Source organism: Polaribacter sp. R2A056_3_33 (genome assembly GCF_019278485.1).
Classification (GTDB): Bacteria; Bacteroidota; Bacteroidia; order Flavobacteriales; family Flavobacteriaceae; genus Polaribacter.
This window is the reverse complement of sequence record NZ_CP058984.1, coordinates 762,710-785,428: the sequence shown is the minus strand read 5'-3', so window position 1 is coordinate 785,428 and position 22,719 is coordinate 762,710. Positions and strand designations below refer to the sequence as shown.

Sequence of the window (22,719 nt, the reverse complement as noted above, 5' to 3'; positions counted from 1 at the left end):
TATGAGTGTTCATATCGAAGCAAAAAAAGGAGAAATAGCAGAAACAGTTTTGTTACCTGGAGATCCTATGAGAGCCAAATGGATTGCAGATACTTTTTTAAAAGATATTAAGCAATACAATGATGTGAGAGGTATGTTAGGTTTTACGGGGACTTATAATGGTAAAAAGGTATCTGTGCAAGGAACGGGGATGGGAATTCCATCAACTTTAATTTATTGTACAGAATTAATTACAGAATACGGTGTTAAAAATTTGATTAGAGTAGGTTCTGCAGGTTCTTATCAAAAAGATGTAAAAATAAGAGATATTGTTTTGGCAATGTCAGCTTCTACTAATTCGGGTTTAAATACCATTCGTTTTAACGGAGCAGATTATGCACCAACCGCAAGTTTTAAATTATTTCAGAAAGCAATAGAGGTTGCAAAAGAAAAAAATATAACTGTAAATGCTGGAGGGATTTTAAGTTCAGATGAATTTTATGCAGATGAATTTGATAGTTATAAAAAATGGGCAGATTATGGTGTTTTGTGTGTAGAAATGGAAACTGCTGGTTTATACACGGTAGCAGCAAAACACAATGTAAACGCATTGTCTATTTTAACAATATCAGATAGTTTGGTAACCAAAGAAAGAACCACTGCAGAAGAAAGAGAGCAAACGTTTAAAGAAATGATAGAAATTGCTTTAGAATTGGCTTAGTTAATTGTCAGCTAAAGTGTTTTTATGGAAGAATCAAATAAAATTGTATCGAGCATATGAAATCATTAGTACAAAAATATAACATTCCAGGGCCAAGATATACTAGTTATCCAACGGTGCCTTATTGGAACAAGGCAGGAATAGACAAACAAGATTGGATACAGTCTTTTCAAACATCTTTTAAAGAAAGTAATGCATCCGAAGGTATCAGTATTTATATTCATTTACCTTTTTGTGAGAGTTTATGTACGTTTTGTGCATGCCATAAACACATTACAAAACGTCATGAGGTAGAAGATGAGTATATAGATACTGTTTTAAAGGAATGGAAATTATATGTGGCTTTGGTAGATGAGGTTCCTGTTGTTAAAGAATTGCATTTAGGTGGCGGAACTCCAACTTTTTTCTCAAAAGAAAACCTAAAATATTTAATGGATGGTATTTTCGAAATTGCAAAAAAGCACCCAGAGGCAGAGTTTAGTTTCGAAGGACATCCTAATAATACCACCAAAGAACAATTACAAACGTTGTTTGATGAGGGCTATACAAGAGTAAGTTTTGGTGTGCAGGATTATAATGAAAAAGTACAAAAAGCAATTCATAGAGTTCAGCCTTTTGAAGCTGTAGAACAAGTTACCAGATGGTCTCGAGAAATTGGGTATACTTCTGTAAGTCACGATTTAATTTTTGGATTACCACATCAAACTAAAGAAAACGTAATTTATAGTATTAATAAAACCAAAGAATTACAACCAGACAGAATTTCATTTTACAGTTATGCACATGTGCCTTGGGTAAAAGGTGTTGGGCAAAGAGGTTTTAATGAAGATGATTTACCAAAAGATGATGAAAAAAGAGCCTTGTATGAAATAGGAAAAGAACTTTTTGCAGAATTAGGCTATGTAGAAATTGGTATGGATCATTTTGCTTTAAAGACCGATAGTTTGTATAAGGCCACCATCAACAAAACATTGCATAGAAATTTTATGGGCTATACAGCCAATAAAACAAAGTTAATGATTGGTTTAGGAATGTCTGCAATTTCCGATTCTTGGTATGCATTTGCACAAAATGTAAAGACTGTAAAAGAATATCAGAAAATTGTAAATGCAGGAGAGATTCCTATTTTTAAAGGACATTTATTATCTGAAGAAGATATCGTTATTAGAAAACATATTTTAAATATTATGTGTCATTTTTCCACTTCGTGGGATGAAAAAACGATGAGAATCAATAAAATAGAAGAACATCTAGCATTATTAGAAGAAATGGAGCAAGATGGATTGGTTAAAATTGATGTAAAATCAAAATCATTATCAATACCCGAAGAAGCAAGACCTTATGTACGAAACATTTGTATGGCGTTTGATTTGCATCTTTTAAAAAATAAACCAAAAACACAGTTGTTTTCTATGACTATTTAACAAATAATTAAGATATTTGAGAAACATGATATTTGTCATGTTTTAAGAAACGGACCAATACTATTTTTGACAAATCAATTATCAGGCAAGATATGAGCGTAATATACCTACTACTAACTATTAGTATTCTAGTAGCAATCTTATTTTTTATCGCATTTATTTATTCAGTAAAAACTGGGCAATTTGACGATTCTTATACGCCATCTGTTCGTATGTTGTTTGATGATGAATTAGTAAAAGATAAAGAAAAATCAACTAAAGACTAAATATTAAATTATGGAAATGCAACAATTTTATTACGATAATAAGATCGTAAAGAAATTTATCTATGCTACATTATTCTGGGGAATAGTGGGGTTCTCTGTGGGGCTAATGCTCGCTTTTATGTTTTTATTCCCTTACTACACAGAAGGAATTTCTTGGTTAAGTTTTGGGCGTTTAAGACCATTACATACAAATGCTGTAATTTTTGCCTTTGTAGGTAACGCTATTTTTGCAGGAGTTTATTACTCGCTTCAAAGATTGTTAAAAGCAAGAATGGCAAGTAATTTTTTAAGTAATTTTAACTTCTGGGGTTGGCAAGCAATTATTGTTGCAGCAGCCATAACATTGCCTTTAGGTTATACTTCATCTAAAGAATATGCAGAGTTAGAGTGGCCAATAGATATTGCTATCGCATTGGTATGGGTTGCGTTTGGTGTAAACATGATCTGGACTATCTTACAAAGAAGACAACGTCATTTATATGTCGCTATTTGGTTTTATTTAGCAACATTTGTAACGGTTGCTGTATTACATATCTTTAATAGTTTGGCATTACCTGTTACCTTTTTAAAATCATATTCTGTGTATGCAGGAGTGCAAGATGCCTTAGTTCAATGGTGGTACGGTCATAATGCCGTAGCATTTTTCTTAACAACACCGTTTTTAGGATTGATGTATTACTTTGTGCCAAAAGCAGCAAACAGACCTGTATATTCTTATAGATTGTCTATTGTACACTTTTGGTCTTTAATATTTATTTATATCTGGGCAGGACCTCACCATTTATTGTATACTTCATTACCAGAATGGGCTCAAAATTTAGGAGTTGCATTTTCTATAATGTTATTAGCACCTTCTTGGGGTGGTATGATAAACGGTTTGTTAACATTAAGAGGTGCTTGGGATAAAGTAAGAACAGATCCTGTTTTAAAGTTTATGGTTGTTGCAATTACCGGGTATGGTATGGCAACGTTTGAGGGGCCAATGTTATCTTTAAAAAATGTAAATGCTATTGCGCATTATAGTGATTGGATTATTGCTCACGTTCACGTTGGAGCATTAGCTTGGAACGGTTTCTTAACATTTGGTATGTTGTATTGGATGGTACCAAGAATGTTTAAAACAAAATTATATTCAGTTGCATTAGCAAACGTACACTTTTGGATTGGTACTTTAGGAATCATATTGTATACGTTACCAATGTATGTAGCAGGTTTTGTACAAGCTTCTATGTGGAAACAATTTAACCCAGATGGATCTTTAACATACGGTAACTTCTTAGAAACTGTTAGTGAAATTATACCAATGTACTGGATGCGTGCAATTGGAGGAAGTATGTATATTATAGGAGCATTTGTAATGTTGTACAATGTTGTTTTAACAGTAAGATCGGGTAGCAAAGTAGAAGATGAGTTAGCAGAAGCAGCTGCTTTAACAGTAGTGCCTAAACACAGAACTAAAGGAGAAGGATGGCATACTTGGATAGAAAGAAAACCTATTAAATTAACAATTTTTGCAACGATTGCTATTTTAATTGGTGGAGCAGTTCAAATTATTCCTACCTTATTAGTAAAGTCTAATATTCCTACAATTAGTAGTGTAAAACCTTATACGCCATTAGAGTTAGAAGGACGAGATCTTTATATTAGAGAAGGATGTGTTGGTTGTCACTCTCAAATGATAAGACCTTTTAGAAGTGAGGTAGAGCGTTATGGTGAATACTCTAAAGGAGGCGAGTATGTGTATGATCATCCATTTTTATGGGGATCTAAACGTACAGGACCGGATTTACATAGAATTGGGGCTAAATATTCAGATAGCTGGCACTTAAACCACATGTACGATCCACAGAGTACATCACCAGGTTCTATTATGCCGTCATACAAATGGTTAATTACAGATGAACTAGATAAATCTGATACGGAATCTAAAATGGAAGTGATGGTTACTTTAGGGGTTCCTTATTCTGAAGAAGAAATAGCAAATGCACAACAGCATATGTTAGCACAAGGAACAGAAATTGAGCAAAACTTGTATGCAGATCCAGATTTTGCTAAAAATTACGAAGCGGATAAACAATACGCAGAAGAAAATGGTGAAGCTTTTATAGAAATGAAAAACAGAGAAATTGTTGCTTTAATAGCGTACATACAACGTTTGGGTACTGATATAAAAGTAAAAGACGAACAAAAAATAACTAAAAAATAAGACGATGTTAAAATTTGTAAAAGGTCACATGGAGAGTATTTTAGGGATAGAAATTTATCCTTTAATATCATTAATCATATTCTTTACTTTTTTTGTCGCATTGTTCTTGTGGGTATTTACAGCAAAAAAAGAATATATAAATAAGGTAAGTAATATACCGTTAGAGAACTAAAAAGAAAAAAAAATGAAAAAATATTTTCAATCTACAATCTATATAATCTTTGTAATTGTTACGTTTTTAGCGCTTGCAAAGTCGTTTATGGTGTACGAAAACCCATTTGATATTTATGAGAATCCTTTAGTTTGGATCGCTCTTATTGGTTTTGTTTTAGTTGTTGTACTAAAGGAAATGGTAAATGTAATTGCCATTGCTAAAGCAACAGAATTAAAAAATGAAAAATTAGGTATTGTTCCAGAAGAAAGTAATGCATGGATTAAAAAGCTATTAAAATCTTGGACAAGATCTAAAGATATTGATAGTGAACAAGAAATAATCTTAGAGCATAACTATGATGGAATTCAGGAATTAGACAATACGTTACCACCTTGGTGGGTGTATATGTTTTATGCTTCTATTGTTTTTGCAATTGTGTATTTAGTAAGGTTTGAAGTCTTAGATGGCGATAATCAAATTGTAGAATATGATAAAGCGGTTGCAGAAGCGAAAGCTGCTTTAAAAGAATATAAATCTACAGCACCAGCAACAGATTTTATAACTGCTGAAAATGTAACTTTATTAACAGATGCTAAAGATTTAGGTAGAGGTAAAGCTGTTTTTAAATTGAACTGTGCATCTTGTCATATTGCAGATGGTGGTGGAGCAATTGGACCAAACTTAACAGATGAATTCTGGATTTTAGGTGGCGGTATTAAAAATGTTTTTAGTACTATTTCTAATGGAGGTAGAGATGGTAAAGGGATGATAGCTTGGAATAAAACTTTAAAAGCAGATGATATTGCTAAAGTTGCTAGCTATGTAATTTCTTTACAAGGTACTACACCTGCAAACGCTAAAGCTCCTGAAGGAGATAAATGGGTTGCAGAAGGTGTAGAGGTAATTTCAACTGAAGAAGCTCCTGTAGAAACAGAAGTAGAATAACTGATAATACAAGTTAATTAGTAGATTTATGGAAACTCCTAAAAACGAACAATTTAGAGATAGTATTGGTACAATTGATAAATCTGGTAATCGTTCTTGGGTTTTTCCTAAAAAGCCTAGTGGAAAATTTTATAAATACAGGTCTTACGTAAGTTACTTTTTATTAGCTTTTCTTTTATTAGCTCCATTTATAAAGATTAATGGGAATCAGTTTTTACTATTTAATGTTATAGAACGTAAATTTAATATTTTTGGATTCCCTTTTTGGCCACAAGACTTTTACTTATTGGTAATTTCAATGATTGTAGGTGTTGTGTTTATCATTCTATTTACAGTTATTTTCGGTCGTATTTTCTGTGGATGGATTTGTCCGCAAACCATTTTTTTAGAGATGGTTTTTAGAAAAGTAGAATATTGGATTGATGGTGATAGAGGAAAACAAATACGTTTAGATAAACAACCTTGGAACGCAGAAAAAATTAGAAAAAGACTTTTAAAATGGTTTATTTTCTTTGTTATTTCTTTTCTTATTGCTAATGTGTTTTTAGCATATTTAATTGGTGGCGATACATTAATAACTTACATAACTGGCAGTCCTTTTGATAATACTAGTACGCTAATTTCATTAATTATTTTTACGTGTGTTTTCTATTTTATTTTTGCATGGTTTAGAGAGCAGGTTTGTATTATTGCTTGTCCGTATGGTAGGTTGCAAGGGGTTTTATTAGACAACAAAACCATTAACGTAGCGTATGATCATAAACGAGGTGAACGAGAGGCAGGAAGATCTAAATTTAAGAAAAACGAAGATAGAGAGGCTATAGGTAAAGGAGATTGTATAGACTGTAAACAATGTGTTGTTGTTTGCCCTACCGGGATAGATATTAGAAACGGTACACAATTAGAGTGTGTAAATTGTACTGCTTGTATTGATGAATGTGACCACATGATGGAAAGTGTTGGTTTACCAAAAGGATTAATACGATACGAAAGCGAAGAAAATATAGAGAAAAAGAAACCTTTTAAGCTGAATGCAAGAATTAAAGGTTATTCTGCTGTCTTATTTATTTTAGTAGGAGTTTTAATAGGAATGTTGTTTTTAAGAAATGATGTTGAAGCAACTATTTTAAGGTTACCAGGACAATTGTATCAGCATAAAGAAAATAACATTATTAGTAATGTGTATACTTTTAAGGTAATTAATAAAACAACCAAAGATATAAATGACGTCAGTTATAAATTAATGTCTCAAAAAGGAACTATAAAATTAGTAACCAATCAAGATTTTAATATTCCGAAGCAAGGTTTAGCAGAGGGAACTCTATTTATAGAAATAAACTCATCAGCATTAAAAAAAGATAAAATAAAGTTAGAAATAGGTGTTTATAGTGGCGACGAATTAATTGAAACTACCATAACCAACTTTTTAGGACCTAGAAGTTACAAATAAATAACATTATGAAATTTAATTGGGGAACAGGAATTACTATTGCAATAGTCGCTTTTATGAGTTTTATTTTATACATGGTTATTACTATGAGCACAGATAATTCTTATAGTTACGATTTAGTTACAGAAAATTATTACCAACAAGAAGTACATTTTCAAGGTGAAATTGATGCAGAGCAAAATGGAGCCAAGTATAAAGATAAAGTAACTATTCAAAGAACAGTAGAAGGTTTAAAAATAGAATTTCCTAAAGAGTTATCTCCAAATGAAATTACAGGAAAAGTGTTCCTATATAGACCGTCTAATAAACAATTAGATTTTGAAATACCTATTTCAATCTCTAATACATATTTGCTCGTGCCTGAGAAACGTTTATTAGATGGTCGTTGGAACATTAATTTGGCTTTCAAATATAAGGATAAAGAATACTTAATTAAAAGAGAAATACAGTATTAATGTTTTTATCGGCAATATTATTTGGGTTATTAGGTAGTTTTCACTGTGTTGGTATGTGCGGACCTATTGCCTTTATGCTTCCAATTGATAGACAAAATAAAACTAAAGGTTTTCTACAAATTTTAAGTTATCATTTTGGTCGATTATTTAGTTATAGTATTATCGGTTTATTATTTGGTTTTTTAGGGAAGGGATTTTATTTCTTCGGATTTCAACAGCAACTATCTATAGTTGTTGGTGTCAGTATGATTTTGATGGTGATTTTTCCTAGATTTTTTTCAAAAATAAATTTTTCTAAGGGCATCAATAAAGTTATTTTTAAAGTAAAGAATGCATTAGGCAAAGAGTTGAAGAAGAAGAGAAATGATACTTTTTTTACCATTGGTTTTTTAAATGGGTTTTTACCTTGTGGTTTGGTTTATATGGCTGTTTTTGGAGCTTTAGCTACCACAAATGCTTTCTCAGGAAGTTTATATATGTTTTTATTTGGTTTGGGTACTATTCCTTTAATGACTTCTGTCGTTTATTTGGGCAACTTTACCAAAGGTACTCTTAGAAAAAAAATTCAAAAAGCAATACCCGTTGTGGTTGTATTTATTGGGGTTTTATTTGTTTTAAGAGGACTAGGTCTTGGAATTCCTTATGTTTCTCCGGCTCCTATTTTAGAAGTTATAAATGCGAATGAAATTTGTCATTAACGGTTTTTATTCTTTCTTTTTAAATTTTACTGTATTAATCATAATTTTAGCTTGTTAGCTGAAATATATACAACTAATTTTGTAAAATTTTTAACATGAAAAGTGTTTTCTATAAGAAAAAGAATATATTTGATATCTTATAATACTTTTCCTTTAATGAAATTAAATTACGTAAAATATTCTTTACTGTGTGTTTTGTTTTTTTCTTTAAAAAATTATGCACAAGAAACATTACCGATTTATCAAGATTATTTATCTGACAATGTGTATTTGGTACATCCATCTGCTGCAGGTATTGGTAATTCTAGTAAATTACGTTTTACAGCAAGACAACAATGGTCTGGTATACCAGATGCACCTGCTTTACAAACTATAAGTTTCCATTCTAGATTTGGTGCTGAAACAAATGCAGCTTTTGGTGTTGTTTTGTTTAATGATAAAAACGGATATCACTCTCAAAAAGGAATTCAAGGTACGTATGCGTATCATTTACCTTTAAATGATAATGGTAATTATTTTGAGCAATTATCTTTCGGGTTATCTTTTACTTTTGTTCAAAATCAATCCGATCAAAGATCATTTGGTAATGATGATGTTGCTGCAATTATTCAGAGCTCCAGTTATTATAATTCAGATTTTAGTGCTGCTTACCATAGAGGTGGTTTTTCGTCTTATTTTACAGTGAAGAATTTATTATTAACAGCTAAAAATAATTTAAATGTTTTAGAACCTTTAAATTTAAGGAATTATGTTTTTTCTGCAGGATATTATTATGATGAAAATTACTATTTTCAATTAGAACCTTCTTTTATGCTTCAAGTAAAGGAAAACACAGGACAGAAAATTGCAGATTTTAATTTAAAAGGATATAAAACGCTTAATAACTATCAATTGTGGTTAGCATTGTCTTATAGAAGAAGTTTTGATGCCGATGCTGTAGAGAACTCTCAATTTGTTTCTCCAATAGTTGGTTTAAATTATAAAAACGTTATGTTTTCTTATACCTATACAAACCAAATAGGAGATGTAGTCTTAACAAAATCTGGTTTTCATCAATTAACTTTAGGTATTAATTTATGGACGCAAGATAAAACTTGGCGTAGTATGCCTAATATTAATAATTCATTTATCGGTTTCTAAAAATCTCTTTCAGATACTGTTGTTGTGTGGTTTTTATCAGAGATTAAAATTTCTAATACATTTTTTTCTTTATTGATAAAAAATTGATGTACACCTTTTTCTTTATTCGTATTTATTAGTAGATGTTTTTCTAAAATATTTTTGGTTTGTCTTGCTACAGCTTGACCAGAATCTATAATTTGAATTTTATTTCCAACCAATTTTCTTATTTGTGGAATTAAGTAAGGGTAGTGTGTGCAACCTAAAACTAGGCAATCTACGTTCTCTTCTATTAAAGGATTAACATAGGTTGATAATAATTCTGTCATCTCCTTAGAGTGCAGTTTACCATCTTCTATAAGCTCTACTAAGCCTGTTCCTATTATTTCTTTGCGTATAATTTTTTGGTTGATGGAATGGGATGTTTTTTCAAACAACTCACTATTTAAGGTTCCTTTTGTGGCAAGTATGCCAATGGTATTGGTTTTTGTATGTAAAGCAGCTGTTTTAATAGCTGGCTCTATTCCTATAAATGGAATATCGTATTTTTCTCTTAAAACTTTTACGGCGTTTGTAGTTGCAGTGTTGCAGGCTACAATTATAATTTTACAATTTTGTTTTAGTAAAAACTCGGTGTTTTTAATGGATAAATCAATAATCTGTTGTTTACTTTTATCCCCATAAGGAGCATTTTTACTATCTGATAAGTAAATAGTATTCTCTTGTGGTAAAAGTGCATTAATTTCTTTCCAAATAGAAGTACCGCCTACACCAGAGTCAAATATGCCAATAGGAAATTTATTGTGTTTTACCATGTTCTGTAAAAATAAAAAAACCTACTGAATTTCAGTAGGTTTTAATTTGTAATATTAAGTAGATTTATTAAAAACCTAATTTAGCTTTTACATCGTTAAATAAGTCTTCACCTTTTTTAACTAATAAACCTTTACCAACAGAAGCATCTAAAACATATACTACACCTTTAGAAGCAGCTACAGCATCGATAGCAGTTTGTGCTTTTTCTATGATTGGTTGTAAACCTTCATTTTGTTTTTTCTGCATATCTTGGTAAGCAAATCTTCTTGCTTGTTCAATTTTTGCAGCTTCTTGTTGTAATTCTTGAGCTCTTGTATCATTAGTTTCGTTGGTTTGTCCTTTAGACTCTGCAACATACTTTTGTCTAGTAGCTTCAATTTTCTTTTCCATTCCTGTAATCTCATCTTGGTACGTTTTACCAAGTTTCTCCATATCTAATTTTAGAGTCTTAGTTTGAGGCATTTCTGCAACTAATTTTTCAAAGTCTATATGACCTATTTTTTGTGCATTTGCAACACCTGCTAGTCCTAAAGTAAATACAGCGATTAATAGTAACGATTTTAAATTTTTCATTCTTGTTTTAATTTAATTATTATTCTTGTTCTTCTTTTTGTTCTTCTTTTTTCTTTCTTAAAGCTTCTTTCTTAGCTCTTAACAACTCTCTCTTTTCTTCTCGATCTTTTAAAAGCTTTTCTCTTTTTTCTGCGATTAGCTTCTTTTTTGCTTCAACATCTGCAATTTTCTTTGCTTGTGCTTGTTCTTTTTTGGCGATAGCTTCTTTTTGTCTATCTGTTAACTCGTTTTTAGGAGCTAGATTTCTTTCTTCTCTTTGTTTCCCTTTTTCAGCAATTAATCTACTACGATCTATAGTTGCTAAAACAAGGTCGCTAATATCGTATTTTTTATTTGAATATAGCATTACCAAGTCAGTAGATTTATCAAAAACAAAGTCATAATTTTTTCTTAAAGAAATACTTTGTATTGCATTGTAAACTTGATCTTGAATTGGCTTAACCAATTGTTTTCTTACAGAAAACATATCTCCATTTGGGCCAAAGTACAAAGATTCTAGTCTTCTTAATTCTACTTGTTTTAAACTAATTTCTTCTTCTTTTTCTTCAATTAAATCTTTTGTCAGAATTGCTTTTTCATTTGCTAAATCTGTTTTTAAGATTTCTATATGTCTAGCTTGTTCATCTAGTTTTTTTCTCCATTTAGCAACTTTAGCATCCAACGTGTTTTGCGCATCTAAATATTCTGGAACATTTTCTAGAATATACTCCATATCTATATAGGCAATTGATTGACCTCTTTGAGACCAAGAAAAAGTAACACTAAGTAAAAGAACGATTACTAAAAATATTTTTTTCATTTGTATTATGTATTTAGAAAAAACCGTGCCAAAAAAACTTTTCCCTTACAATGCTGAAGTTTTTTTAGAATTGTTTTCCAATTATAAAGTGTGTTTGCCAACCAGATTTTTCACTTTGACCAGGTAGTGGATCAAATCCATGTGCAAAATCAATTCCTAATAAACCAAATGCAGGCATAAAAATTCTTACCCCAACACCTGCTGAACGTTTTAAATCAAAGGGATTAAATTCATCAAAATCGTCATAAGAATTACCCGCTTCTAAGAACCCAAGTGTATAAATAGATGCAGAAGGAGCATCTGTAATTGAATAACGTAATTCTAATTGAAATTTATTATAAATGGTTCCACCATAGTTAGATGAAAGTCCACTGTTTTCATATCCTCTTAAACCTACTGTTTCTCTACCATCTAACTGGTAAGCAGCAATACCATCTCCACCAACAAAATAACGCTCTACAGGTGTTGCTCCTAAATCACTATTATAAGAACCTAAGTAACCTGCCTCTGCATTGGTCATTAATACCAATTTGTCTGTAAATGCAGTATACCATTTTCCTTTAAAATTTAATTTATAGTACTCTAACCATTTGTATTTGTCTACAGCATCTAAACTGCTGTCATTATAATCTTTATTATTCAATAAAGAATAAGGAAATGTTGCTTTCGCTCCAACGGTAAACTCAGATCCGTATGTAGGAAATATTAAACTTGGTCCTGCAGAGTTTCTTGATAAAGAAATATTGTAAGAAAGGTTGTTTAATGTACCATTGTTTAAGTTTAAACCTGCCAAACCAAAGTTATAGTTGTTAGATTTTAATGCTTGGTAACTAATAGATTGTGATAATTGGAAAAAATCATCTGGCCATTTTAAACGTTGTCCTAGCCCTACAGAAGCTCCAATAATACCTAAACTTTTACTTTTATCTACATCATAAGTAGTAAAATCTAATTGATATTGATTAGAAGAATATACAGAAAAAGATAATGATTTTGGTTTTTTACCACCTAACCATGGTTCAGTAAAAGAAAAACTATATGTATTGTATGTTCTACTCGTTTGTAACCTTAATGATAGTGTTTGACCATCTCCCATTGGTAAAGGCTTATAAGCCTCTTTGTTAAAGATGTTTCTTATAGAAAAGTTGTTGAATGATAAACCTAAAGTTCCTATAAAAGAACCACCACCATAACCACCTTGTAATTCTATTTGACTTCCACCTTTTTCTACAACAGAAAAGTCTATATCTGCTGTTTTATTTTGATAATCTGGTATTACATCTGGTGAAACATTAGAATCAAAGAAACCTAATTGACCAATTTCTCTAATAGATCTAATAATAGCACTTCTACTAAATAAGTCTCCTGGTTTTACGCGTAGTTCTCTGAATAAAACATGGTCATTAGTTTTGTCATTACCAGAAACAGTTACTTTTTTAATACGAGCTTTTTCATCTTCTCTAATTCTAATTTCTACTGTAATAGAATCATTTTTAACTTTAGTTTCTACAGCATTCACAGAAGAGAATAAAAAACCGTTATCTTGGTATAAAGTAGATATATCTTGAGATGTTGGGCTACCATCACCTTTAACGCGCTCTTCTAAAACAGCACCATTATATACATCTCCTTTTTCAATCTTTAAATATAATTGAAGTTGTTCTGCTGTGTATTCTTTATTACCAACAAATAAAATTTCTGCAAATCTATATTGTCTTCCTTCTTCTAATTCTAAATCAATATCGATGGTGTTGTCATCATTCCAACTAATTTTATCACTAAGAATACGTGCATCTCTGTATCCTAATCTGCTATATTTATCTAAAATACTTTCTAAATCTTCCTGAAAGTCTTCTTCTATATATTTAGATCCTTTCCAAAAACGACCAAGAAGTTTTTCTTTGGTGTTTTTCATCGCTTTTTTAAGTTTCTTATCAGAAAGCGCTTTATTTCCTACAAAATTAATGTCTTTAATTTTAATTTTTTTGCCTTTATCAATAAAAATAGCCATGTTAACAATGTTAATATCAGATGTATCTTTTTTAACATCTAAATTAACTTTTGTTTTTAGGAAACCTTTATCTGTATATTTTTTTGTGAAGTAATTTTTAGTAGTAACAATAAGGTTATCAGTAACCATTGCTCCTTTTTTTAATTCAGCATCTTTTTTAAGTTCTTTTGCTTTCCCTTTTTTAATACCTGCAATTGTTATATTGTTTAATTGAGGTAATTCTAAGACATCAAATTGTAGGTAAACTGTACTACCATCTAATCTAGCTAGGTAAACATCTACGTTACTAAACTGCTTACTTTCGTATAGCTTTTTAATGGCACTTGTAAGTTTGTCTCCTGGTAATTTAATAGGTTGCCCATTTCTTAAGCCTGTAAAAACCCTAACGGTTTCTTCACTAAACTTTTTTAAACCGGTTACACTTATGCCTCCTAGGGTGTATTCTTTCCCTTTTTCAAAGGATGTATCTTTTATAGAGGTCGTGTCTATTTTTACTGTCGATAAACTATCTATTTCAGTTTGTGCCTTAGCACTAAAAGTAAAAAATAATGCTGTTAACATTATTGATGCAGAAAATAATTTCATAAAAAATTTATTCTGTAATTTGTTCGCTTGTTTTTCCAAATCTTCGTTCTCTATTCTGATAATCTATGATTGCATCGTAAAAATGCTCTTCTCTAAAGTCTGGCCAAAGTATATCTGTAAAATATAATTCGGCATATGCCATTTGCCATAATAAGAAATTACTAATGCGTTGTTCTCCACTAGTTCTAATCATTAAGTCTACGTCGGGCAAATTAAACGTATATAAATGGTTATTTATAGTATTTTCATCAATTTCTTCGATATTTATCTCATTATTAACAACTTTTTTGGATATGTTTTTAATAGTATTAACAATTTCTTCTCTAGAACCATAGCTAAGAGCAAAGGTTAATACAATATCTGTGTTGTCTTTTGTTTGAGAAATTACATCTCCTAAAACTTTTTGAGCTTTTTTAGGTAAGCTTTCTATAGCACCAATTGCGTTTACTTTTACGCCATTTTTCATGAAGCCAGGTAATTCCTTTTTTAAAGAATTAATTAATAAACTCATTAAAGCGTCTACCTCTAATTTAGGTCGGTTCCAGTTTTCTGTAGAAAAAGCATATAAAGTAATTGCCTCTATGTTTACTTGAGAAGCTGCACTAACAGATTCTCTAACAGCAGTTAGGGCATTTCTATGGCCGAAAATTCTATTCATTCCTTTACCTTTTGCCCAACGGCCATTACCATCCATTATAATGGCAACATGTTTTGGTGTTCTTTGTAGGTCGATTAGTAATTTTTTGTCCATAGTTTTTTATAATCCGTTTGTATAACAAGCAGGTCTACCAAAGGTATAGATTAAAGAAACCCCAGTAAACATATACCAATCATTACCTGTACCGTCTAAATTCACATTTGGTGTATCGTTAGAAAGGTAATCTAAATCATCTTCAAAAGTATATCTAAATTTTGCTTCAATTGCAAAAGCTAAAGTACCATATAATTTAGACTTATAACCAAAACCGAAAGGAATAGCCAAAGACGTTTTCTTTCCTAATTTTTCTATTCCTCCTGTTGGTAAGTATGAACTTACGTTTGTATGATTAAAAACAGCCAATTCTAAGATTAGGTAAGGAGTCCAAGTTTTATCATAAGAAGATAAATCATATTCATAGAAATTATATTCGATACCAACAGCTAATTCATTAATATTGTTAGAAAACTTGTATGTTTTTCCGCTAGCGTCTAATCGATCTCTTCTATACCCCGTGTCTGCATCTGCATCATTTCCTGAAATAGGTAGAAAGCTGTAAGATGCTCTTAAAGCAATTCTTGGATTCCAATTGTACTTGTATGTAATGCCACCAGCGAGTTCATTCGGATAAAAGTAGTAGTTTTTACCAATGTCACCAACATAGTTAGTACCTCCAATAGTAAGGCCTACCTCATGAAGTTGCCCCATAAAAATGGAGGTGAAACTTACAAATACAAAAAATAATATTCTTTTTTTCATTATAAAATAGTGGGCAAATATAGAAATTTCAAATTGCTTTATAAAGTTAATATATAGTCTTTTTTGAATAACAACATTTTTAAAGAAATATTGTAAGTACTCCGTTAAACATTTGTTTTGTTTCTAATGTCTTCTCCCCATAAAAGTTTACTTCTTAACGTCTTTAAAAAAGATTGGTTTTTAGGTAGAATACTTTTTATGGTAAAATCTGTTTTTTCTATTAGAATTTTTGTGTGGTTGGCTACCGTAGTAACTCTAGAATCTAAAGATACTAAGTAACTTTTTTCTCTAGAATCTACTTCTAACTCTACTTTAGTTTCGTCAGAGATTACTATAGGCCTTGCATTTAAGTTGTGTGGTGCAATTGGTGTAATTACAATGTTTTTAGAATCTGGTAAAATTACAGGTCCGTTACAACTTAACGAATAGCCTGTAGAACCAGTTGGTGTAGATATTATTAAGCCGTCTGCCCAGTAATTTGTTAGGTACTCTCCGTTTAAATAGGTTTTTACCCCAATCATAGAAGTAGTGTTCTTTTTGGCAATAGTTACTTCATTTAAGGCAAAATTTAATTCTTCAAAATCTTTTGTTTTAGGTTCTGTTTTAACAGATAAAAGTGTTCTTTCTTGTATGGTATATTCGCCTTTTAAAACCAAATTTATACTTTCTTCTATTACGTCTTTTGCAACGATGGCTAAAAAACCTAATCTACCTGTATTTATGCCTAAAATAGGAATGTCTAAATCTCTAATATGGGTTGCAGAACGTAAAAATGTACCGTCTCCACCAAGTGTAAGCATGATATCAAAAGTATTGTCTAAATCATTAAAATTATCAAATGATTTGTATGAATCCTCCAATACTTTATTTACTGTTAAAAGTTTGTAAAACTCATGTTCAATATAAAAATCAATCTTATTTTTTTGTAAAACGTGTATTAATGTTTTAACTTCTTTTTCTGATGTAATCGCGTATGATTGACCGTAAATTGCTGCTTTTTTCAATACGTTTTTTTATTTTTTGGTAAATGTATTCTTATAGGTTTACATGTCTAAATATTTCTGTAAATATTCAGACCTACTTTTTAAATCTTCTAAATAAATGTCATTTTCATGCATAGATATAATTTTATAATCATACCTTCTAAAAGTTTGCATAATTTCATTTATTTCTTCAGAAATTACTTTGATGGTAACTTGTACATTATCTAAATTCTTTTCGGAAATATATAAGCCTAATAATTGACCTCCACTAGCTTCTATAATTTGTACAACCTGACTCATAGAGTAGTCGTTCCTTAATTTTTCTATAATTAAAGTCTCGCTTTCTTCAACCATAAACGGACTTGTCGAAAAAACATCTAAAACATCACGTAAATCAAAATAACCAATATAATCTTTGGCTTCATTTAAAACAGGTATAAGGTTGGTGTCATTGTCTGCAAAAATCTTTAACAGTTCTAAAACAGTTGCTTTTTCATCAGCAAAAAAAGAATTTAATAAATGTGCATGCTCAACTAACTCTTCTTCGTTGTTTTCTATGGTCTGTATATCATCTTCTGCAAAAGAACCTAATAATTTGTTGTTTTCAATAATGGGAAAATGTGTTATATGATTTTTTCTTAACACTTTTTGAGCACTTTTAACAGTGTCTTTTAAGCGAAGTGGTTTTATTTGTTCTAATAAGTAGTCGTTCATATTCATGCTTTACGAATATAGGATAAAATGATTTAATAAATTATATTTGCAGCCTAATTTTAGACAATGACAAAGTTAAGTGTAAATATTAATAAAATAGCAACTTTAAGAAATTCTCGTGGAGGAAATGTCCCTAATTTATTAAAAGTAGCCAGTGATATAGAAGAGTTTGGTGCTCAGGGAATAACAATTCACCCAAGACCAGACGAAAGACATATTCGTTATCAAGATGCAAGAGATTTAAAAAATGTTGTTACTACCGAGTATAATATTGAAGGAAACCCTATAAAATCTTTTATGGATTTGGTCTTAGAAGTAAAACCAACACAAGTTACTTTGGTGCCAGATGCTCTAGATGCAATTACTTCTAATGCAGGTTGGGATACCATTACACATCAATCTTTTTTACAAGAAGTAATTAAAGAATTTCAACAAAACGGAATTAGAACTTCAATTTTTATTGATACAGATGCAAAACTGATTGAAGCAGCTGCTAAAACAGGAGCAGATAGAATAGAATTGTACACAGAAGATTTTGCAACGCAATATGATTTAGGTAATTTTGATGCTATAAAACCCTATACAGAAGCTGCAATTTTATCACATAAATTAGGTTTAGGTATTAATGCTGGGCACGATTTAAGCTTAGATAATATTAAATTCTTTAAAGAGAATATTCCTAATTTGGCAGAAGTTTCAATAGGACACGCACTTATTGCAGAAAGTCTGTATTTAGGTTTAGAGAATGTTGTAAATATGTATTTACATCGACTGAAATAGTAAGTAGTATTCAGTCTCAGTTTTCAGTTTCAGTCTGCAATAAAACTAAGTTTTCTATGTTTCTTTGTGGTCAGGAAACTTAAAAAATATCTCCTCGAGCGCAGTCGAGAGGTTAATCTTTAGGTCTCGACTGCGCTCGACCAGACAAAAAAAATCAAAATGTCTAAAAATCAAATTTTACATTCAACGATAAAAGGAGAAGGAAAACCATTGTTAATTTTACATGGTTATTTTGGAATGTCTGATAACTGGAAGACCATTGGAAATCAGTTTGCTGAAGATTATCAAGTTCATTTAATAGATCAAAGGAATCACGGACGTAGTTTTCATGAAGATGAATTTAATTATGAGGTTTTAGTAGAAGATTTACATGCTTATATTGAGCATTATCAGTTAGAAGAAGTAAATATTATTGGGCATTCTATGGGCGGAAAAACCGCGATGTTGTTTGCCGTTACATATCCAGATTTAGTTGATAAATTAATTGTTGTTGATATTTCTCCAAGAATGTACCAACCACACCATAATGCTATTTTAGCTGGATTAAATTCTATTGATTTTTCTGTAGAAAATACTCGAACTTTGGTTGATAAAAAATTATCAGCTTTAATTCCGGATTTTGGTGTGCGTCAGTTTCTGTTGAAAAACGTCTATTGGAAAGAAAAAGGAAAATTAGCGTTTAGATTTAATTTGGAATCTTTAACCGATAATAATCCAGAAGTTGGTGAAGCTTTGCCATCATTTACTGTTTTTGAAAAAGATACCTTGTTCTTAAAAGGATCAAAATCGGACTATATTACACAAGACGAAGAACCAATTATTGAAGCACATTTTCCGAATTCTAAAATTGTAGAAATTAAAAATGCAGGTCATTGGTTACATGCTGAAAATCCGAAGGATTTTTACGCAGAGGTTTCTGAGTTTTTGAGTTAGTTTTTTTAAGGTTCGTTATCTTTGTTTTGTGTACACTTTGTTACGTGTTTAAGCGACTAAGTTAGTAAACAAAAACGAACGCGAGAAAAATATCGAAGGAATTTTCCAAATAGGCAAGGACCAAAGCAATTAATTATACACGGTGTTAGCAGCTTTATTTTATTTCAAATTCTTTAATTATTGAATTTATTGGGATTGCTTTCACTTTTTTACCTTGCAATAAAAAAATCACATCTTTTGTTTTTCCAATTACTATTCCATTGATAATTTCATTGTCGGAGTATTTTAAGTTTATTGGTGAATTTTCTTTTGTTTGTTTACTTGTGAATTTTCCATAAAAATCAGCAGAAAGATAAAGGTAGAAAATAAAAAGAATAAAAAATAATGAATACCTGTATGAATTGAACCAGCTTTTTTTATCCCAACCAAAGTTTATTCTCGAGTAATTTTTCGGAAATTTTCTATTAAATAGACTATCAAGTTTAAAAAAGAGAAAAACTAACGTTATTGTTATTGTAGAAAATAATAATATTTTAAAATCAGAAAAAGGAGCTACTAAAAAATCAAAAACATCCGCATAATCAAAAATATTAATTCCGAATTCCGAGTACTTTTGATAAGTAAAAAGCATCCCAATACCAACAATCAAAATATAGAAAATTGTAATTACTGTTTGTATTTCTTTAAAAATGAGTTCGTAAGTATCTTTAATTAATCCTTCTTTCATATTTTTGGTCATATTGCTGCTAATGAAATAATATAAAATCGTTTTAATATTTTATATCAGTCGATAACGAAGTTAGCGTTTTATTGGTTTAGAAACAAACCAAATAATTTATAAAATGTATCTTTGATACTTTAATTTTTTCAATCTTTTAATAAAGAAAAATGAATATAGAAAACGCACAGAAACAAGTAGACGATTGGATTAAAACTCATGGGGTTCGTTATTTTAACGAGTTAACAAACATGGCGCAACTAACAGAAGAAGTTGGTGAAGTTGCACGTATTATTGCAAGACGTTATGGGGAACAAAGTGAAAAAGAGTCTGATAAAAATAAAGATTTAGGAGAGGAGTTGGCAGATGTAATGTTTGTCGTTTTGTGTTTGGCTAACCAAACAGGGGTCGATTTACAAGACGCTTTTGAAAAGAAATTAGATATTAAAACAAAACGTGATCACGACCGTCATCACAATAATCAAAAATTAAAATAATGACATTTTTAGAAAAAATAAAACAACCGCTTTTTTGGAGTAATTTTGCTAGAGTAGCTATTCCTTTCTTTGTAATTGTAACGGTAGTTTCTTTGTTAATGGCTAGTTTTAGCGATTTATTTTCTGCCGACTTTGCTAAAGTTATAGAAACCAATTTTGCAGACGGAAAATGGAAAAACTTCTTTGGATTTAAAGTTGTTTTTAGTGCGGCTTATGGTTTGTATATGACCAATAAAAAAATGGTGTAAGCAAAAAGAAATCCCCAAGGTGCAACCTTGGGGATTTTAATTAAATTGTTATTTCTGCACTTGTTTATAGTAGGTTATAACAGAGTTTAAAATACTTATTTTTTATAAACCTTAATTCCGGCTTTTATTTCTAAATCTAAATGATTTTTTCTAGGTGTTAATGGGCAAGAATATTTGTCGTTATAGGCACAATAAGGATTGTAAGTATTGTTGAAGTTTAATATTACCATGTTTTCTGCCGTAATATCTGTGGTCATTACATCCATATAACGCCCGCCACCATAAGATGTTTCTCCAGAAGTATCATCTGTAAAAGGTAAAAATAAATAGTCTTTATATTTTTCATCCTCTAAATCATCTTGACTTTGGTAAATGGTTAATTCGTGATTTTTTCCTTGCAAAGTAAAATGTAACTTCCCGTATTCTTTGTACAAAGGCTTTCTATCTGTGGTGGTTGCCATCTCAAATGTTGGTGCATTTTCTGTTCTAACTAATTTTGAAGTTACAATAAAAGTAGAATCAATATCAAAAAAATCTAACCCTTTAAAATGTCTCAAATCTTTCTTTTTTAAAGGTGATATAGATGCATCTTTAAAACTCGCATTTAGTTCTTGTTGATAAACAGTTTTTCCCATTAAAGGCCTTTTGCTTTGCGAATTACAAGACATCAATAGAAAAGTGATAGAGAGTAGAAGTACTATTTTTTTCATTATAATTTATTTACAAATCAAAAATACAACATTCAAATAATTTATGTAGCTTTGGCACAATAATAAACAAATAATGAAAAGAGTCTTAACATTTATTGCCAAGTTATCGTGGGAGAACTACAGTAATCGGTATATTTATATGTTTTGATGAGTTCAATATAAAATCAAACAATTATAAAAGTCCGACTTCAACGTCGGACTTTTTTGTTATATATACATCAACTAAACCAAAATGAAAAAACTTTACAACAATTACATCAACACTTTTAGAGGACTCTCTACAGAGGTTTGGTGGTTATCATTAATCACTTTTATTAACAGATCTGGTACTATGGTAATTCCTTTTTTATCATTATATCTTACAAAAAGTCTTCACTTTTCATTGTCAGATGTTGGTTGGATTATGTCTTTCTTTGGTTTAGGTTCTGTTGTAGGAACTTGGATTGGAGGAAAATTAACCGATATAATTGGCTATTATAAGGTAATGTTAGTAAGTTTATTTGGTACAGGAATTCTATTTGTTTTTCTGCAATTTGCAAGTACTTTTAACGAATTCTGTTTTGGTATTTTTATAGTTATGCTCGTTGCAGATGCTTTTAGACCTGCAATGTTTGTTGCTTTAAGTGCGTACAGCAAGCCAGAAAATAAAACACGTTCTGTAACTTTAATTCGTTTGGCAATTAACTTAGGTTTTTCTGCAGGACCTGCAATTGGAGGTTTAATAATTACTGGAATTGGGTATGTAGGTTTATTTTGGATGGATGGAATTACTTGTATGCTAGCAGCCTTTTTATTACTGAAAGTATTGCATCCTAAGAAAGCAAAAGTTCAGGATGAGGTAAAAGTGGAAAACCCAATTTCTGTTTATAAAGACAAAGCTTTTTGGGTCTTTTTTATAGCGATGTTTATTTTTGGATTTGTATTTATGCAATATTTTTCTACAATTCCTTTATATTATAGTGATAAGCGTTTTTTGTCAGAATTTGAAATAGGACTATTAATGGGCTTAAGTGGTCTGTTTATTTTTTTGTTAGAAATGCCTTTGATAAAATGGTTAGAAGATTTAAAAAAATCTAAAGTTAAATTAATTGCTTTAGGCCTTTTTCTGGTCGGTTTTAGTTTTATTATTTTAAATTTAACAGGTTGGGTGGGTGTTTTAATTATCGGAATTTTATTAATGTCTATTGGAGAAATGATTGCTTTTCCGTTTTCGAATGCTTTTGCCATAGATAGAGCTGAAAAAGGAAATAAAGGAGAATACATGGCTTTGTATAGTATTGCGTTCTCTTTATCACATATTTTTAGCCACAATGTTGGTATGCAGTTGGTGGCTAAATTTGGTTTTGAAACCACTTGGATACTAGTAACAGCATTCGCATTTGTAGGTGTCTTAATTCTATTTTATCTTTTAAGAGTTTTAAAGAAAGAGGTGATATAAAAAAATCCATCAAGTTTTCTTGATGGATTTTTTAAAATTAA

At 30.5% G+C, this 22,719-nt stretch carries 25 protein-coding genes; 15 read left to right on the top strand and 10 right to left on the bottom strand.

Going from position 1 to position 22,719, the window contains the following annotated elements:
- Window position 1 precedes the first annotated feature (1 nt).
- From deoD to H0I29_RS03315, 10 genes are all read left to right on the top strand, one after another.
- The gene (deoD, locus tag H0I29_RS03355) at window positions 2-700 is read left to right on the top strand and encodes a purine-nucleoside phosphorylase (RefSeq protein ID WP_218754423.1); all 699 of its coding nucleotides are present in this window, start codon (window positions 2-4) and stop codon (window positions 698-700) included.
- 56 nt (window positions 701-756) lie between these two features.
- Complete coding sequence (hemN, locus tag H0I29_RS03350; RefSeq protein WP_218754422.1) at window positions 757-2,124, top strand: oxygen-independent coproporphyrinogen III oxidase; 1,368 nt, start codon at window positions 757-759, stop codon at window positions 2,122-2,124.
- 92 nt (window positions 2,125-2,216) lie between these two features.
- Window positions 2,217-2,390, top strand: coding sequence for a cbb3-type cytochrome oxidase assembly protein CcoS (gene ccoS / locus H0I29_RS03345; protein WP_105047790.1), 174 nt, complete (start codon window positions 2,217-2,219; stop codon window positions 2,388-2,390).
- A gap of 10 nt (window positions 2,391-2,400) precedes the next feature.
- Window positions 2,401-4,596: a cytochrome-c oxidase, cbb3-type subunit I gene (gene ccoN / locus H0I29_RS03340; RefSeq protein ID WP_218731392.1), complete on the top strand. Its 2,196-nt coding sequence runs from the start codon at window positions 2,401-2,403 to the stop codon at window positions 4,594-4,596.
- A gap of 4 nt (window positions 4,597-4,600) precedes the next feature.
- Complete coding sequence (locus H0I29_RS18325; protein WP_082864248.1) at window positions 4,601-4,768, top strand: cytochrome C oxidase subunit IV; 168 nt, start codon at window positions 4,601-4,603, stop codon at window positions 4,766-4,768.
- 12 nt (window positions 4,769-4,780) lie between these two features.
- Window positions 4,781-5,695, top strand: a complete 915-nt coding sequence (locus H0I29_RS03335; RefSeq protein WP_218754421.1) for a cbb3-type cytochrome c oxidase N-terminal domain-containing protein — start codon at window positions 4,781-4,783, stop codon at window positions 5,693-5,695.
- A gap of 28 nt (window positions 5,696-5,723) precedes the next feature.
- Entirely contained in the window at window positions 5,724-7,145 is a 1,422-nt protein-coding gene (gene ccoG / locus H0I29_RS03330) for a cytochrome c oxidase accessory protein CcoG (RefSeq protein ID WP_218754420.1), read from the top strand.
- Window positions 7,146-7,153: 8 nt separating this feature from the next.
- Complete coding sequence (locus H0I29_RS03325; protein WP_218731389.1) at window positions 7,154-7,600, top strand: FixH family protein; 447 nt, start codon at window positions 7,154-7,156, stop codon at window positions 7,598-7,600.
- Complete coding sequence (locus H0I29_RS03320) at window positions 7,600-8,298, top strand: sulfite exporter TauE/SafE family protein (protein ID WP_218754419.1); 699 nt, start codon at window positions 7,600-7,602, stop codon at window positions 8,296-8,298. The genes H0I29_RS03325 and H0I29_RS03320 overlap by 1 nt, the downstream gene beginning before the upstream one ends.
- 156 nt (window positions 8,299-8,454) lie before the next feature.
- Window positions 8,455-9,438, top strand: coding sequence for a type IX secretion system membrane protein PorP/SprF (locus H0I29_RS03315; protein ID WP_218731387.1), 984 nt, complete (start codon window positions 8,455-8,457; stop codon window positions 9,436-9,438).
- On the opposite strand, the gene murI is transcribed toward H0I29_RS03315, so the two are convergent.
- The 8 genes from murI to H0I29_RS03275 all read right to left on the bottom strand — a co-directional run bounded on the left by murI (window position 9,435) and on the right by H0I29_RS03275 (window position 17,354).
- Window positions 9,435-10,232 (bottom strand): glutamate racemase, encoded by a 798-nt coding sequence (gene murI / locus H0I29_RS03310; RefSeq protein WP_218754418.1) that lies wholly within the window; start codon window positions 10,230-10,232, stop codon window positions 9,435-9,437. The two genes, H0I29_RS03315 and murI, sit on opposite strands and share 4 nt — an antisense overlap.
- Before the next feature lie 67 nt (window positions 10,233-10,299).
- Window positions 10,300-10,806, bottom strand: a complete 507-nt coding sequence (locus tag H0I29_RS03305; RefSeq protein ID WP_165732252.1) for an OmpH family outer membrane protein — start codon at window positions 10,804-10,806, stop codon at window positions 10,300-10,302.
- Window positions 10,807-10,825: 19 nt separating this feature from the next.
- Entirely contained in the window at window positions 10,826-11,605 is a 780-nt protein-coding gene (locus H0I29_RS03300) for an OmpH family outer membrane protein (RefSeq protein ID WP_218754417.1), read from the bottom strand.
- A 64-nt stretch (window positions 11,606-11,669) separates the two neighbouring features.
- The gene (bamA, locus tag H0I29_RS03295; RefSeq protein ID WP_218731384.1) at window positions 11,670-14,201 is read right to left on the bottom strand and encodes an outer membrane protein assembly factor BamA; all 2,532 of its coding nucleotides are present in this window, start codon (window positions 14,199-14,201) and stop codon (window positions 11,670-11,672) included.
- Window positions 14,202-14,208: 7 nt separating this feature from the next.
- Window positions 14,209-14,952: an isoprenyl transferase gene (locus H0I29_RS03290; RefSeq protein ID WP_165732258.1), complete on the bottom strand. Its 744-nt coding sequence runs from the start codon at window positions 14,950-14,952 to the stop codon at window positions 14,209-14,211.
- Between the two features lie 6 nt (window positions 14,953-14,958).
- Window positions 14,959-15,657, bottom strand: a complete 699-nt coding sequence (locus H0I29_RS03285; protein ID WP_218731383.1) for a DUF6089 family protein — start codon at window positions 15,655-15,657, stop codon at window positions 14,959-14,961.
- Window positions 15,658-15,761: 104 nt separating this feature from the next.
- Window positions 15,762-16,661 (bottom strand): NAD kinase, encoded by a 900-nt coding sequence (locus H0I29_RS03280; RefSeq protein WP_218754416.1) that lies wholly within the window; start codon window positions 16,659-16,661, stop codon window positions 15,762-15,764.
- Between the two features lie 39 nt (window positions 16,662-16,700).
- Window positions 16,701-17,354, bottom strand: coding sequence for a CBS domain-containing protein (locus H0I29_RS03275; protein ID WP_254712691.1), 654 nt, complete (start codon window positions 17,352-17,354; stop codon window positions 16,701-16,703).
- A 66-nt stretch (window positions 17,355-17,420) separates the two neighbouring features.
- Here H0I29_RS03275 and H0I29_RS03270 point away from each other — a divergent pair, with 66 nt between their 5' ends.
- A complete protein-coding gene (locus H0I29_RS03270; RefSeq protein WP_218731380.1) occupies window positions 17,421-18,134 on the top strand; it encodes a pyridoxine 5'-phosphate synthase in 714 nt (237 codons plus the stop codon).
- A 159-nt stretch (window positions 18,135-18,293) separates the two neighbouring features.
- On the top strand, window positions 18,294-19,067 hold the full coding sequence (locus tag H0I29_RS03265) for an alpha/beta fold hydrolase (protein ID WP_218731379.1): 774 nt from the start codon (window positions 18,294-18,296) through the stop codon (window positions 19,065-19,067).
- Window positions 19,068-19,221: 154 nt separating this feature from the next.
- Here the strand turns inward: H0I29_RS03265 and H0I29_RS18320 are convergent, their stop codons facing one another.
- A complete protein-coding gene (locus tag H0I29_RS18320) occupies window positions 19,222-19,794 on the bottom strand; it encodes a hypothetical protein (protein ID WP_254712690.1) in 573 nt (190 codons plus the stop codon).
- Window positions 19,795-19,955: 161 nt separating this feature from the next.
- Here H0I29_RS18320 and H0I29_RS03255 point away from each other — a divergent pair, with 161 nt between their 5' ends.
- Window positions 19,956-20,282, top strand: a complete 327-nt coding sequence (locus H0I29_RS03255) for a nucleotide pyrophosphohydrolase (RefSeq protein WP_218731378.1) — start codon at window positions 19,956-19,958, stop codon at window positions 20,280-20,282.
- Window positions 20,282-20,530, top strand: a complete 249-nt coding sequence (locus H0I29_RS03250; protein ID WP_165732273.1) for a hypothetical protein — start codon at window positions 20,282-20,284, stop codon at window positions 20,528-20,530. Before H0I29_RS03255 ends, H0I29_RS03250 begins: the two co-directional genes overlap by 1 nt.
- A gap of 95 nt (window positions 20,531-20,625) precedes the next feature.
- On the opposite strand, the gene H0I29_RS03245 is transcribed toward H0I29_RS03250, so the two are convergent.
- A complete protein-coding gene (locus H0I29_RS03245; protein WP_218731377.1) occupies window positions 20,626-21,240 on the bottom strand; it encodes a DUF1684 domain-containing protein in 615 nt (204 codons plus the stop codon).
- A 232-nt stretch (window positions 21,241-21,472) separates the two neighbouring features.
- Between H0I29_RS03245 and H0I29_RS03240 the strand changes: the two genes are divergently transcribed.
- Entirely contained in the window at window positions 21,473-22,678 is a 1,206-nt protein-coding gene (locus H0I29_RS03240) for an MFS transporter (RefSeq protein ID WP_218754415.1), read from the top strand.
- Window positions 22,679-22,719: the final 41 nt, after the last annotated feature.